Annotated in this window: 11 protein-coding genes; 8 read left to right on the top strand and 3 right to left on the bottom strand. The window is 65.0% G+C overall.

Annotated elements, in window-relative coordinates:
- Positions 1–59: 59 nt before the first annotated feature.
- From U5768_RS01080 to U5768_RS01095, 4 genes are all read left to right on the top strand, one after another.
- Complete coding sequence (locus U5768_RS01080) at positions 60–1,160, top strand: nitronate monooxygenase (protein ID WP_322028531.1); 1,101 nt, start codon at positions 60–62, stop codon at positions 1,158–1,160.
- A gap of 125 nt (positions 1,161–1,285) precedes the next feature.
- Entirely contained in the window at positions 1,286–2,356 is a 1,071-nt protein-coding gene (locus U5768_RS01085; RefSeq protein WP_322028532.1) for an MBL fold metallo-hydrolase, read from the top strand.
- Between the two features lie 25 nt (positions 2,357–2,381).
- Positions 2,382–2,645 (top strand): hypothetical protein, encoded by a 264-nt coding sequence (locus U5768_RS01090; RefSeq protein ID WP_322028533.1) that lies wholly within the window; start codon positions 2,382–2,384, stop codon positions 2,643–2,645.
- 34 nt (positions 2,646–2,679) lie between these two features.
- The gene (locus tag U5768_RS01095) at positions 2,680–3,534 is read left to right on the top strand and encodes an AraC family transcriptional regulator (RefSeq protein WP_322028534.1); all 855 of its coding nucleotides are present in this window, start codon (positions 2,680–2,682) and stop codon (positions 3,532–3,534) included.
- Positions 3,535–3,538: 4 nt separating this feature from the next.
- Here the strand turns inward: U5768_RS01095 and U5768_RS01100 are convergent, their stop codons facing one another.
- The gene (locus tag U5768_RS01100) at positions 3,539–4,291 is read right to left on the bottom strand and encodes a hypothetical protein (protein ID WP_322028535.1); all 753 of its coding nucleotides are present in this window, start codon (positions 4,289–4,291) and stop codon (positions 3,539–3,541) included.
- A gap of 54 nt (positions 4,292–4,345) precedes the next feature.
- Here U5768_RS01100 and U5768_RS01105 point away from each other — a divergent pair, with 54 nt between their 5' ends.
- From U5768_RS01105 to U5768_RS01120, 4 genes are all read left to right on the top strand, one after another.
- Complete coding sequence (locus U5768_RS01105) at positions 4,346–5,569, top strand: glycosyltransferase family 9 protein (RefSeq protein WP_322028536.1); 1,224 nt, start codon at positions 4,346–4,348, stop codon at positions 5,567–5,569.
- Positions 5,570–5,969: 400 nt separating this feature from the next.
- A complete protein-coding gene (locus U5768_RS01110) occupies positions 5,970–7,313 on the top strand; it encodes a 2-hydroxycarboxylate transporter family protein (RefSeq protein WP_322028984.1) in 1,344 nt (447 codons plus the stop codon).
- Positions 7,314–7,424: 111 nt separating this feature from the next.
- Positions 7,425–9,296, top strand: a complete 1,872-nt coding sequence (locus U5768_RS01115) for an ATP-binding protein (RefSeq protein ID WP_322028537.1) — start codon at positions 7,425–7,427, stop codon at positions 9,294–9,296.
- The gene (locus U5768_RS01120) at positions 9,286–10,647 is read left to right on the top strand and encodes a sigma-54 dependent transcriptional regulator (RefSeq protein WP_322028538.1); all 1,362 of its coding nucleotides are present in this window, start codon (positions 9,286–9,288) and stop codon (positions 10,645–10,647) included. Before U5768_RS01115 ends, U5768_RS01120 begins: the two co-directional genes overlap by 11 nt.
- Positions 10,648–10,659: 12 nt before the next feature.
- On the opposite strand, the gene U5768_RS01125 is transcribed toward U5768_RS01120, so the two are convergent.
- Together U5768_RS01125 and U5768_RS01130 are read right to left on the bottom strand one after the other, a co-directional pair.
- The gene (locus tag U5768_RS01125) at positions 10,660–11,097 is read right to left on the bottom strand and encodes a hypothetical protein (protein WP_322028539.1); all 438 of its coding nucleotides are present in this window, start codon (positions 11,095–11,097) and stop codon (positions 10,660–10,662) included.
- A 228-nt stretch (positions 11,098–11,325) separates the two neighbouring features.
- Complete coding sequence (locus U5768_RS01130; RefSeq protein ID WP_322028540.1) at positions 11,326–13,290, bottom strand: hypothetical protein; 1,965 nt, start codon at positions 13,288–13,290, stop codon at positions 11,326–11,328.
- Positions 13,291–13,631 lie beyond the last annotated feature (341 nt).

Raw genomic sequence — 13,631 nt, forward strand, 5'->3', positions numbered from 1 at the left:
ATCCGGGCTGACGCTTTTCCACCTGGAAAGCATCAGACCGCATCGGGAGGGAACGCACCATGAGCACTCAAGTGAACGAGCAGGGGTTGCTGCGCTTGCTTGGCATCCAGAAGCCGATCATTCAGGCGCCCATGGCGGGCACCACCACGCCGGCGCTGGCCGCCGCTGTTTCGAACGCGGGCGCGCTCGGCTCGCTCGGCGTCGCGGCGATGAATGCGGAGAACGCGCGCAAAGCGATTCGACAAACACGCGAACTGACCGCGAAGCCCTTCAACGTCAACGTGTTCTGCCATCGCCCGGCCACACCCGATGCCGCCGTGGAACGCGCGTGGCTCGACTGGCTCGCGCCGGTGTTCCAGCAATACGATGCGACGCCACCGGCGTCGCTTTCGGAGATCTACACGAGCTTCGTCGTGGACAAGGCCATGCAGACCATGCTGGTGGACGAGAAGCCGGCTGTGGTGAGCTTTCATTTCGGACTGCCACCCGATGCGGTGATCGCCGAACTCAAGCACGCGGGCGTCCACTTGTTTGCGAGCGCGACGAATCGCGACGAAGCGGCGGCGGCCGTGGAAGCGGGCGTGGATGCGATCGTCGCGCAGGGCGTGGAGGCGGGCGGCCATCGCGGCGTGTTCGATCAGCGCGCACGCGACGACCGCCTCGGCACGTTCGCGCTCACACGCCTGCTAGCGAGCGAGTTCGACGCGCCCGTGATCGCGGCGGGCGGCATCATGGACGGCGCGGGCATTGCCGCCGCGCTCGCGTTGGGCGCGCAGGCCGCCCAACTGGGCACGGCGTTCGTGGCCTGCCCCGAGAGCGCCGCCGACGAGGGCCATCGCGCCGCCTTGCTCGGCGACGGCGCGCGTCACACCACGTTCACGGCGGCGATCTCGGGGCGCCTCGCGCGCAGCATCGTCAATCGCTTCACCGCGCTCGGCGAGGATCCGCACGCGCCGCGCATTCCGTCTTATCCAATCGCTTTCGACGCGGGCAAGTCGCTGAACGCGGCTGCGAAGGCCAAGGGCGAAACCGGCTATGGCGCGCAATGGGCGGGCCAGGCAGCGGCGCTCGCACGCGCACTGCCCGCAGCGGAACTGGTGGCGCAACTGGAGCGCGAAATGCGCGAAAGCATCGCGCGGCTGCAGTCGGCGTGGGGTTGAACGGAATTTAACAAGGCGCAGCCGCAGGAATATCGCGCACGTCGAACAGCCCGCCCGAAAGCGGATGCGTCATACTGCGAAATGCACCACGCATTTGCATTCCGTTGCCTTCACAGGGAGCCGCGATGATTTTTCGCCAGCTTTTCGACCCTGTATCGTCTACCTACACCTATCTGCTCGGCGACCCCGAAAGCGGCGAGGCGCTGCTGATCGACCCTGTCTACGAGCAGGTGCCGCGCGACCTCGCGCTTCTGCAGGAACTGGGCCTGCGCCTGCTGGCGACGCTTGACACCCACGTACACGCCGACCATGTCACGGGCGCGTGGCGCTTGCGCGAGCGCAGCGGCAGCGAGATCGCGCTCGCCGCGGCGGTGGGCGCCGAAGGCGTGAACCGCGCGCTGCGGCACGGGGATCGCATCGCGTTCGGCAAGCGGCATCTGGAGGTGCGCGCCACACCCGGGCACACCAGCGGCTGCCTGACCTACGTGCTCGACGACGCGAGCATGGCCTTCACCGGCGACAGCCTCTTGATACGCGGCTGCGGCCGCACCGATTTTCAGGGCGGGAGCGCGGAGCAGCTTTTCGCGTCGGTGCGCGAGCACATTCTCACGCTGCCCGGCGACTGCCTGCTATACCCCGCGCACGACTATCGCGGCATCACGGTGACGAGCGTGGCCGAGGAGCGGCGCTTCAATCCGCGCCTGGGCGGCGACGTCGATCTCGGTGACTTCGCGGGCTACATGCACAACCTGAATCTGCCGCACCCCAAGCAGATGGCCGTGGCAGTGCCCGCCAACATGCGCTGCGGCAAGCCCGAAGGCGACGCGCCGATCCAGGAAACGCCCGACTGGGCGCCGCTCACGCTGCGTTTTAGCGGCGTGTGGGAAATCGAGCCCATGGCGCTGCTGGAGCATGCGGCGGCGCTCCAGATCGTGGACGTGCGCGAGGCGCCTGAGTTCATCGACCAGCTTGGCCATCTGCAGGATGCGATGCTCGTGCCGCTCTCGCAACTCACGGCGCGCATCGGCGAACTGGATCGCGACCGGCCCGTGGTGGCGGTGTGCCGTTCGGGCGTGCGCTCGGCGCAGGCAAGCGTGTTGCTGACGAAGGCGGGCTTCGGCAAGGTGGCGAATCTCGCGGGCGGCATGCTGCGCTGGAAGGCCGAAGGATTGCCCGTCGCGCCGTGCAATCCTTGACGGCGCCCGGAGAAGAGGAGACGACATGGCAGCCCACGACTTCGCCCAGTTTTCATGGGACGAACAGGAAGACGTCAAGGCCGTGCTCGCGAGCCGCGGGCTCGACCCGAGCGAGTTCCGGATCTCGGACACAGAGAAAGCCGTCGCCGAGGGCGAGCGCGCGGCGATCCGGCAGGTATGCGTCACGCGCATCGCCAACGGCAAGACGGCCACTTACAACACCGATCACTTCGCCCCGTGGATCACGGATTTCGACGAAGCGCTGCAGGCCGGCGAATTTGACGACTGAGCGATGAAAACCGGCTACGGGAACGAGACGCGCGATGACGAACGCGACGGCGGCTAAGGGCCGGAACGATCACTGGCTCGTCGCACGGCGCGACGCGCAGACGGGCATCGAAAGCTTGCGCGCGCATTTCAGCGGTCACGCCTACGACCCCCACGATCACGACGACATGCTGATCGGCTACACGGAACAGGGCGTGCAGCGCTTTCAGTGTCACCGGGCGCTGCACACGAGCGTGCCGGGCCGGGCGATCCTGATCGAGCCCGGCGCGCTGCACGATGGCCACGCGCCCGAGCCGGGCGGCTTCACTTACGCGATGTTGTATCTGCCGCAGCCGTGGGTCGAGCGTGCGGCGCGCAGGCTGAACATCGCGGGCCTGAGCGGCGTGGAGGCCGCATTCGGCCGGACGCTCGTGGACGACCCGCGCCTCACCGCTGCAATCCGCCGTGCTTGTCTCGCGCTGTACGGCGAGGAAGGCCGGCTCGCTCGCGATGAAGCGCTCGACCGCTTGCTGGAACACCTGGCCGGCCATCTGCTGGATACCGCTGCGGCGGCGACTCCCGCGCCGCCCGCGCTGGCTCGCGCTCGCGACCTGCTGCACGAGCACATGAGCGCGAACATTGGACTCGACGAACTCGTCGATACCTCGGGCATCGACCGTTTTCGTTTGACGCGCTTGTTCCAGCGCGAGTTCGGCACCTCGCCCCATGCGTATCTGGTGCGCTTGCGTCTGCGCGCCGCGCGCAAGCTGCTGGCGGCGGGGCGCACGCCGGCCCAGGTTGCCGCGGAAGTGGGTTTTGCCGACCAGAGCCATCTGGGCCGCTGGTTTCGGCGCGCGTACCGCATGACGCCGTCCGCGTACCGGCGCATGTGCGCGCGCGTCGCGCCTTAAGCGGCTACCGGCTCAACGCGGCCTGAGCCCGTTGCAGCCACTCGCTATTGTGCTCGCGGGCGTGGCGCGGCCAGTGCTTCGCGTCGTGCACGATATCGGCGTAAAGCTCGCGCGAGCGCTGGCGGTCGGCATCGCCGGGCTGCCTGGCCAGCCAGTCGGCGAAAAGGCAGCGCGGCGCGGCGTCGCTCGCGCACGAGAGCGCGGCTTCGAACGCGGCGCGCGTGCCCGCTGCGCCATTCGCGGCCAGTGAGCGCGCATAGAGCAAGGCGGGGTCCGGCTGCTGCCTGGCGACAGGCTGGACGGCGAACAACTTTTCCAGCGTCTCCTGCGCAGCCGCGGCGTTGCCGTTGGCAAACTCCGCGCGCGCGAGGCCTTCGAGCAAAGCGGGATCGGATGCGAACGGCCCGGTGGCGGCCGCCTGATAATGCGCCAGCGCTTCGGCGGGGTTGCCCGCGTCGAGCAGGGCCGCGCCTAGCCGCATACGGTGCGCGACGGTCGGCGCGCGGTCGAAATCCATGCGCGCCTCGCGCACCGCGCGATTGGGATCGACCAGTTGCGAAATGGCCCGGCCCGTCGCCCTCGCTCCGCGCGATTGACGCAGGCTCGGCAAATAAATGACGAAGAAGTAGACGAGGCTGCCGAGGCCCGGGAAAAGAAACAGGATCAGCAGCCAGTACATGTTCTGCTGGTTGCGAATGGCGTGCACCGCAAAGAGCAGCGCGATGATGACGTAAAGACTGATTCCGAAAATGCGCATTGACGAAAGGGTCCGTTGTGATGATGGCGAACGCCGTGCAATTTGCCGCCCGGCTTGCGTAGCCGCGACGTCTGTTTTTCAATCATACCCTGCGCGTTCCGTGGCCTTCGCACGGGGTGGCATAATAGCCGCTCGGTCAAATCTTACGGATGCGTTGGGCAGGCGCCTGCCGAGTCAACAATGAAAGTCGATACGGTCCGCGGTTTTATCAGCAAGAGTCTTCGCGTTCCTCATCCGGAAATCGTTCAGGATGAGGTCGAGAGCCTTTCTGCATATAAAAAACTTTCGCTTCTGAAGAAGCAACTGCACAAGTGGTCGATACTGTCACTCAACCGCCAACTGGGTCTGTATACGGAAGCGGCGCAGTTGCGCCCGGGCGCGCGCATCCTGTTGTTCTACAGCGGCGTCAATAATCTCGGCGACGCGTTGATGGACCTTTCCGGGCGCGCGCTCCTCAGCGGCACGCCGTACAAGCTGGACGTGGTGCTCGATCCTTGTCTCGCCGAGTTGTTCCGCCACGACCGCTATTTTTCGAAAGTCTATACCGACTACCGCGAAGTCGATTTCGGCGAATACGATTTCGTTATTTTGAACAAGATGGGCATTCGCGTCATCAAGGAGAAAATCCGCTATGCCGGCCACGCCCGATTTACGAGCTTGATCGGATGGTATGCGGGGCGCAATTTCAACCACATTCAGTTCAGCTACTATTCGTTCAACAAGATCCTGAATTCCGGAATCGACGAAGCGGCGTTGTACAGGAATTCGCGGCTGATTCTCGACGCGCCGCAAAACCTCGATTTTCCGGTGCAAGCATGGGCCGGCAGCATTGCGATTTCGGTTGGCGGCAGGGAATCGAACCGTATCTACGGCAAGTGGGCCGACGTTCTTACGCGGCTCGATGACGATCCCGAGTTGTCGCGCTATCAATACGTCCTGGTCGGTTCGGATAACGGGCTCGACGAAGCCAATAATCTCACGGCAATGTCATTCAGGAATCTGAAGCTCGACTCACTGGTCGGCAAGTTGAAGATTCACGAATGCCGCGCGCTCATCGGGCAGAGTAAGCTGTTCGTCGGCGCGGATGGGGGCCTGTTGCATATCGCGCACGCGGCGGGCGTGCCGACTGTGGCGTTGTTTAGCGACGATATCGATCCGCGAACCCGCTACGTGGAAAACGACTTCTTCAGGTGCTCGCCGCTCGTTGGACCGGCCGACGTAACGAGCATCGAGCCGGGCGATGTCGTGCGCGTCATGAAAGGCGCGGTGCAGCAATAAAACCTCCTCCTTGAAGTGAGCCCATTCGGGCTTCGCTTTTTTTCTGAAATTAATCAGGATTCCTGTATAAACCTGAATAAAAGCCACTTTTATTCAGGCATTGAATAGCTGGATGAATCCACAGGCCGAGATTTCGGCCTGTGGCTCGGCCCGATTCTGAATTTTCGGATCGCAGCGCTTCGCGCACCTCCATCATCCGCATAAAAAAGTAGCTAAATCAAATACTTATGCTCAATGTGAGTAGGAGGCACGCGCTGGCACGGCTGCTGCTTTACCGGTGTCCAGCGGCCCGAACACCAATCGGCCGCGCCCCTTATTAAACAAGCACCGGAGACGCGACGCAGTCCGGTCGCGAAAACGAAGGAGACATCCCGTGCAGAACAGCGCATCCGCATCCCACGTGGCTCAGGCGACGCCCGAGTCATCCTCCCCGACGACGCAAACCCGCTTCTGGCCCGAAGGCTGGTGGAAGCTGATGGAAATCCGCATCGGCATCATTCCGCTGCCGGTCTACATAATCCTGTTCGCGCTGATCGCGGGCTTCGCCGTTACCGGCAAGGTGCCCGGCGAGATCTCGATGGCCATCGCCGTGCTCGCCTTTTGCGGCTTCACGTGCGCGGAACTCGGCAAGCGTCTGCCGCTCCTGCGCAATATCGGCGCGGCGGCCATTCTCGCGACCTTCGTGCCTTCGGCGCTCGTGTATTACCACGTGCTGCCCAAGCCCGTGCAGCATCTCACGGTCGAATTCACGAAGCAGACCAATTTCCTTTATCTCTTCATCGCGTCGATTATCGTCGGCAGCATTTTGAGCATGGACCGGCGCGTGCTGATTCAAGGATTCCTGAAGATCTTCATACCGCTTGCGGCGGGCACCGTCGCGGCGACCATCGTGGGCACGGCTGTGGGCGCGGCGCTTGGCCTGGGCGTCAAACACACGCTGCTCTATATCGTCGTCCCGATCATGGCGGGCGGCGTGGGCGAAGGCGCGATTCCGCTTTCGGTCGGCTACTCGGAAATCATGCATGTGGCGCAAGGCGATCTGTTCGCGCAGGTGTTGCCGCCCGTGATGCTCGGCAGCCTCATCGCAATCGTTCTCTCGGGCATGCTCGACATGCTGGGCAAGCGCATGCCGCATCTCACCGGCAACGGCCGTCTGCAAGTCGGCGCGACCGACGAACTGGGGTCGTCGAACGAGGAAATTCGCGGCCACGTGGACGTGAGCCACATCGCCGCGGCGGGAGTCACGGCGATCACGCTGTACCTCATCGGCCTGATGGCGAACAAGCTGTTCGGCCTGCCCGCGCCGGTCGCGATGCTGTTCCTCGCCGTGCTCGTGAAGCTCGCGCGCGCGGTGTCGCCGCCGCTGCAGGAAGGCGCGTTCGTGGTCTACAAGTTCTTCTCGACCGCGGTCACGTACCCGCTGCTGTTCGCCATCGGCGTGGCAATGACGCCGTGGGACAAGCTCATGGCCGCGTTCACGCTCGTCAATGTCGTGACGATTGCCGCGACCGTCATCACGCTCATGGGCACGGGCTTCGTGGTGGGCCGCCTGATGAAGATGTACCCTATCGACACCGCAATCGTGAACGCGTGCCACAGCGGGCAGGGCGGCACCGGCGACGTGGCGATCCTCACCGCCGCGAACCGCATGCAGCTCATGCCGTTCGCGCAGATCGCCACGCGCATCGGCGGCGCCATCGTCGTGACCGTGACGCTCATCCTGCTCGCTCACTTCGGCGCGTGACGCGGGGCTGCGCGCCCCTCGCACGCGCCCGCGCGATAACGGCGCCGGCGAATCGGGCGCGCGGTATCCGCTGAACCGCCCTCCGGCGGCAGCCAATCGACGAGGGTGAACGTGCGCAAGCGTTACAAGGGCATTCCATTATGGGGATGGGCGGCGGCGGCCGTGCTGTATGTCGGCGCGGCCGCCGCGGCAGTGGAGTTCGCATGGAACCGCGCCATCGACGCGCTGGTCGACGTGGGCGAGCATCGGCTCGATCTCTACTCGGCGAGCCTGAAAAGCGAGCTGGGACGCTTCGAGATGGTGCCCGCGCTCGTGGCGCGCCAGGATAGCGTGCGCGCGTTGCTCAAAGCGTCGCCTGAAGAAGCGCGCGCCTTGACGCCCTCGGTCGATGCCTATCTCGAAGCGGTCAACGACGATGTCGGCAGCGGCGCCGTGGACGTGATCGACGCGCATGGCACGGTGATCGCCGCGAGCAACTGGAACCAGCCGGTCAGCTTCGTCGGGACCAACGTGTCGTATCGGCCGTACTTCAAGGACGCGCTCGCACAGGGCCGCGGCCGCTTCTTCGGCATCGGCACGAACACCGGCATTCCGGGGCTGTACTTCGCCAATGCGATCCAGGATGGCGGCAAGTCGATCGGCGCGGCGGCCGTGAAGGTCAGCGTGGACGCGCTCGAATCGGCGTGGCGCACGCCTGGCGAAGCGGCGATCGTGGTCGACAGCAACGGCGTGATCGTCATTGCTACGCAGTCCGAATGGAAATTCACCGCCATGCGCGCGATGAGCGGGCCGCAGCAGCGCGACATCCAGGCCTCGCGCCAATATGCGGGCCGTATTGTCGAGGCGCTGCCGTACCGGCGTGTCGGCGACTGGAACGACAACGCGTGGATCGGCGTCTTTCCTGACCTGCGCCGCGCGGGCCGCACGGCCCGCTTTCTCGTGATGTCACGGCCTGCGCCGCAGGGGCAGGACACGATCATGGTGCTGCTCGACACGGCGGGCGCGCGGCGGCAGCAACGCCTCGCGTTCGCGTTCGTGACGGGCGTATTTCTGATCGCCGCGCTCTATGCGCTGTATGCGGCGCAGCGCCGCCGCGCGATCGTGGAAAAGCTCAAGGCGCAAGAAGCGTTGCGGCGCGCGAACGATCAACTGGAAACGACCGTCGCGCAACGCACCGCCGCGCTAACCCAGGCCAATACGCAGATGCAGCGCGAGATCGCCGAGCGGGAACGCACCGAGCAGCGGCTGCGCGCCACGCAGCAGGAAGTCGTGCACGCCGGCAAGCTCGCCGTGATCGGCCAGATGGCGGCGGGGCTCACGCACGAGTTGAACCAGCCGCTCGTCGCAATCCGCACGCTCTGCGACAATGCGCGTACCTTCTTCGAGCGCAATCAACCCGCACAGGCAATCGCGAATCTCGAGCGCGTAGGACGCCTCGTGGACAGCATGGCGGTTTTGACAAGCGAACTGAAGGCATTCGCGCGCAAGCCCGAAGTGGAGCGCGTGGCAGTGTCGCTTGGGGAGGCCGTCGCGCATGCGCGGCTCATCTACGAGTCGCGCATTCGCGACGAAGCGGTGCGCCTCGACGTGCGCATCGCGCCGGGCACGACGGTGTACGCGGAATCGAGCCAGTTGCAGCAGGTGATCGTCAATCTGCTGGGCAATGCACTCGACGCCGTGCGCGACGCGAACACGCGCGCGATCGCGATGGAGGCGAGCGAGCCCGATTCGCAAGGGCGCGTGCGCTTTACCATCGACGATAGCGGCCCCGGCATCGCGCCCGATGTGCTCGCGCACCTGTTCGAGCCGTTCGTGACGACCAAGCCGCGCGGGCAGGGCCTGGGACTCGGGCTCGCGATCACGTCGCGCATTGTGGAAGGCTTCGGCGCGAAAATCACCGCAACCAATCGCGACGAAGGCGGGGCGCGCTTCACGATCGAATTCGCGGCAGCCGGGCCGCAAAGGACAGAACATGGCAGATGAGATTCGGGTGCTGGTGGTCGAGGATGACGAAAATGTTCGCATCGGCGTGGAGCAGGCCGTGGCGCTGGCGGGCTTTCCGGTGAGCGCGTATGCGTCGGCGTCCGATGCCTGTGCCGGGATCGCGCCGGGCGCGCCTGTCGTGATCGTCTCGGACGTGCGCATGCCCGGCATCGACGGCCTGCAACTGCTGAATCACGTGATGGCAATCGATCCGCAAATTCCAGTGCTGCTAATTAGCGGGCATGCGGATATTTCGACGGCGGTCAGCGCAATGCGCGTGGGCGCCTACGACTTCATCGAAAAGCCGTTTTCTTCCGATGTGATCGCGGGCCGCGTGGCGCGCGCGGTGGAGAAGCGGCGGCTCACGCTCGAAGTCGAGGGCCTGCGCGCCTCGCTGCGCAACTGGCAGGGGATCGAGGCGCTGGTGCTCGGCAAGTCGCCGGCCATGGCGGAAGTCCGCAAGAAGATTCTGCGTCTCGCGGATACGTCGGTGTCGGTGCTCATCACCGGCGAAACCGGCACGGGCAAGGAGCTGATCGCACGCAGTCTGCACGACTTCAGCGCGCGGCGCGAGGCGCATTTCGTGGCGCTGAACTGCGGCGGCCTGCCCGAGCAGGTGTTCGAGAGCGAACTCTTCGGGCACGAGGCGGGCGCGTTCACGGGCGCGATCAAAAAGCGCGTGGGCAAGATCGAATGGGCGAACGGCGGCACGCTCTTTCTCGACGAAATCGAAACGATGCCGCTGCCGCTGCAGATCAAGATGCTGCGCGTGCTGCAAGAGCGCGTGGTCGAGCGCCTGGGCGCGAACGAGCTGATTCCGGTGGATTGCCGCATCGTCGCCGCTTCGAAGGCGGACCTTGCCGAAGTCTCGGCGGAAGGCAACTTTCGCGCGGACCTGCTGTACCGGCTGAATGTGGCGCAGATCGAACTGCCGCCGCTGCGCGAGCGGCGCGAAGACGTACCCCTGCTATTCGAACATTTCGTGCTCGCGGCCGCGCGCCGCTTCGGCACGCCCGCGCCCGTCGTGACCGCCGCGCAGGTGTCCGAACTCATGACGCACGCGTGGCCCGGCAACGTGCGCGAACTGCAGAATGTCGCGGACCGTTTCGTGCTCGGTCTCACCGGCGACAGCCTGCTTTCGGCGGGCGCGGCGACGGTGAAAGGAGAGACGCTCGCGGACCAGCTTGCCTACTTCGAGCGCATGCTGATCGAGAACACCGTGCGGCGCCATCACGGCAACGTCGCGCAGGCGAGCGACGAGTTGGGCATGCCGAAGAAAACGCTCTATCACAAGCTGCGCCAGTTGAAGATCGCGGCGCGTGACCCGCTGGGCGAGGAGAAGGACGCTTGACCTTGAACCGGCCTAGTTGGTGCGGTAGGTGGTTGTCGACGATTGCAGCTTCGTGAGCGCGCCGTTCCTGAGCCGGAACCAGCCTTCCGAGCCTTGCATCACGACTTCGTCGGGTTGCCAGAACACGCGCTTGACCGTCATGCGCGTGCTCACGTGCTGCACGAGCGGCGGAGTGCGGCGGAAGTCGTACAGGACCGGACCGTAGGCGGTCTGCACGAGCATGCGCGTGATCGTGCTGTTGTCGTGGCCCAATTCGTCGAAATGCGCGAGCGTTTTCGCGTCGAAGCGGTCGAAGATGTCCTTGCCGAGGACCGCCACGAAGTCGCGGTCATCGCGCACGAACTGGACCGTGCCGGCGGGCGTGGCGAACGAGCCCGCCGCGTCGCTTTGGGCATGGGCGCAGGTTGCAAACGAGGCGGCGGCGAGCGCGGCGAGTAACAGTCGTTTCATATTTCTTTCCAGTGGGTCCGCGGCATTTTCGTACAGCATTTTCGTTCATTTTTGCCGCAGCGGCCCGTGTTGCGCCAGGGCGGGAACGCCATATTCTCGCGTACATTCCGATTCGTTGACAACCGCGCGATGGCAAAACGGACGAAGCGCCCGGCCCGCGGAATCGTGTCCGCGAGCCGGGCGCCTCGTGGGTCAAGCTTCCACGCGACCACGTGGCCGCGCTGTCGCCTAGTTCGGCGTATAGCCCGCGGGCAGCGTCGAATTGGTGCTCGCCACCGTGGCGTTCTGCGAAATCACATACACCGGCGATTCGGTCAGGCTCAGCGAAAGCTGGCCATTGGCGTAGCTCTTCGTCGTCGGATTGCCCATTTCGTCGAGCACGGTCACCGTGCCGCTCGTGCCGGGCGCATCCACCGCGAGGCTGTAATTCACACTATAGGTCGAGCTGTAGCCGCTGCTCGCGCTCCATACGCTGTTGTTGTGCGTCCAGAGCGCCGTGATGACCGCGCCGTTGTTCAACTGCCGGAACGCGTAGGCGTAGACGCCCGAGGGCGTGCCGTTCACCGGGCCGAGCGTGTTCGTGCCGTCGAGAATGCGCGTCATCGCCGCGACGGTCATCGCCGCCGGCTTCGGGCTGATGTTCTGCGCGCCGTATTGGCCCTGCGCGTCGGCGAGATCGAAGAACGTGCCGTAGCCCACGAGGCCCGGGAAATCCGCGCCATAGAAGATCCAGGTTTGATCGGCGCCTTCGCCCAGGATGATCGCGTGGCTGCGCGCCACCAGTGCGCCCTGTGCGTACAGAACGTTGGCGGTCGGATAGTTCGCGCCATACGACGAACCGTTGTCATAGCTGATGCCCAGCTCCGTGCTGAACAGCTTCATGCCCGGCTTGTAGTCGGCGGCCATTTCGCTGCGCAGCGCGCGCATTTGCCCGATCAGCGAACCCGATGCGTTGGCCGGATCGGTCGCGAGCCGTTCGGGCGCATACGAAGGCGACGTGCCGTTGATGTCGTAGTAGCCGTGCGTCGTCACGCCGTCGATGTATTGCGCGTAGCCGAGCGGCGCGAGCGCCTTGAGCTGGTCGGCCGTGCCGGAGGGCGCCGTATCGGTGGGACCCATCACGACGGCGTGAGGGTCGGTCGAATGGATGCCCTGGTAGACGGTCTGGTAAAGCTGCACGAACTGCGAATTCGTGCCTTGCCATTGCGCATCCGGTTCCCAGGTGAGCTGGTAGTAATTGGCCGCCTGGTCCGGAAAATAAGTCGTCCGAATGATATTCGATTCGGTGCCGATGCGAGCCATGTAGTTCTGGTAGTACGCGAGATCGGTGGGCGGAAGCGCTTCGTCCTCGAACGCGCCTGTCGGGCTCGCCCACGCGGGAATGCCGTCCAGACGCACGAGCCGCATGACCTTGCTCGTCGTGTAGAACGGATCGAGGTTGTTCGCGTTCGGGTTGAAGGTGTTGGGGCCGTTGGGCTCCATGTTGTACAGCTCGCGATGGTCGTACGTCCACGAGATGCCGAGCGAGGAGAGCACGGAGGTGTTGTCGTCCTCGCCCTGCATGCCGAAGCGATGCAGGTCCTGGTGCGGATACGTGACGGCCGGCACGACGTTGGCCAGATCGGGCAGCACGCCGAAGGTCGCGGTTCCCGCGGGGCGCGTGCCGAGCTGGGGCAACTGGCCGCCTGCCGTGGCGAGCGTAGCGGTGACGGCGAAGTAGCCTGCGAGCGTGGAGTTGCAGGAGAGCGTGGTCGTCACGGGTCCTGCCGTCACGGGCAGGCGGCCGCTCGCGGCCACGTTGCCGAACTGGTCGGCGATCGACCAGATCAGCGTGTCGGCGGCGGGCGCGTTCGTTGTGAAGGCAACGGGGAACGCCGTGGCCGAAGCGAAGATGCGGCCGCTTTGCGTGGTCGGCGTATCGGCGGAAACGAGATCGCTGCCGGCGCTTGCGCTCGACTTCGAGCCGGAGTCGCAGGTCATCGTTCCAGGCTGGAGCGCGGGCGTGCTGGCGCTGGCCGCGTTCGTGCCCGCCTTCGTCGCGTTTCCGGCCGGGCTCGCGCCGCTGTTGTTCGTGCCGCTCGTATTTTGCGGCGTGGCCGAGGCATTGGTTGCGTCGCCGGGGCTTCCGGAACCGCCGCCGCCGCACGCCGCGAGAAACAGCGACGAGGACAGCAGGAGATAAAAGAGTTTCATCGTTTTTTGAAAAGACAAAGCGACGCCCAGCCGGCGACGGCGCGCGCGGCGCGCCCAGAGGCTGGCTTAGGTCTGAAGAATGAGTTTGGGCGGACGGTGCACAACGGCTCGATGAGCCGTGCGCCCGCTGCGTGCGCCGCGCGGTTCGCGCTAATGGCGAAGGTGCGTATCTGTCCCTGGCTGTCGCGCGGGTAAATATTTCACCGTTGCAACAGCTACCCCGTCGGGAATTTCGGCCTTACGCTGGATCCCTGAAGAAGGGAGACGTGCGCAATATTTTCGGACGAAGATTACGAAGTCACTGCGTGAAGTCAGACGCGCGGCGGATGTTACCGATAATT

The organism is Paraburkholderia sp. J76 (assembly GCF_905220295.1).
Lineage (GTDB): Bacteria > Pseudomonadota > Gammaproteobacteria > Burkholderiales > Burkholderiaceae > Paraburkholderia.

Excerpts from the sequence above, each read along its gene's own strand:
- U5768_RS01080 (WP_322028531.1), top strand. The coding sequence starts at position 60 with ATGAGCACTCAAGTGAACGAGCAGGGGTTGCTGCGCTTGCTTGGCATC.
- U5768_RS01085 (WP_322028532.1), top strand. The coding sequence starts at position 1,286 with ATGATTTTTCGCCAGCTTTTCGACCCTGTATCGTCTACCTACACCTAT.
- U5768_RS01090 (WP_322028533.1), top strand. The coding sequence starts at position 2,382 with ATGGCAGCCCACGACTTCGCCCAGTTTTCATGGGACGAACAGGAAGAC.
- U5768_RS01095 (WP_322028534.1), top strand. The coding sequence starts at position 2,680 with ATGACGAACGCGACGGCGGCTAAGGGCCGGAACGATCACTGGCTCGTC.
- U5768_RS01100 (WP_322028535.1), bottom strand. The coding sequence starts at position 4,291 with ATGCGCATTTTCGGAATCAGTCTTTACGTCATCATCGCGCTGCTCTTT.
- U5768_RS01120 (WP_322028538.1), top strand. The coding sequence starts at position 9,286 with ATGGCAGATGAGATTCGGGTGCTGGTGGTCGAGGATGACGAAAATGTT.
- U5768_RS01125 (WP_322028539.1), bottom strand. The coding sequence starts at position 11,097 with ATGAAACGACTGTTACTCGCCGCGCTCGCCGCCGCCTCGTTTGCAACC.
- U5768_RS01130 (WP_322028540.1), bottom strand. The coding sequence starts at position 13,290 with ATGAAACTCTTTTATCTCCTGCTGTCCTCGTCGCTGTTTCTCGCGGCG.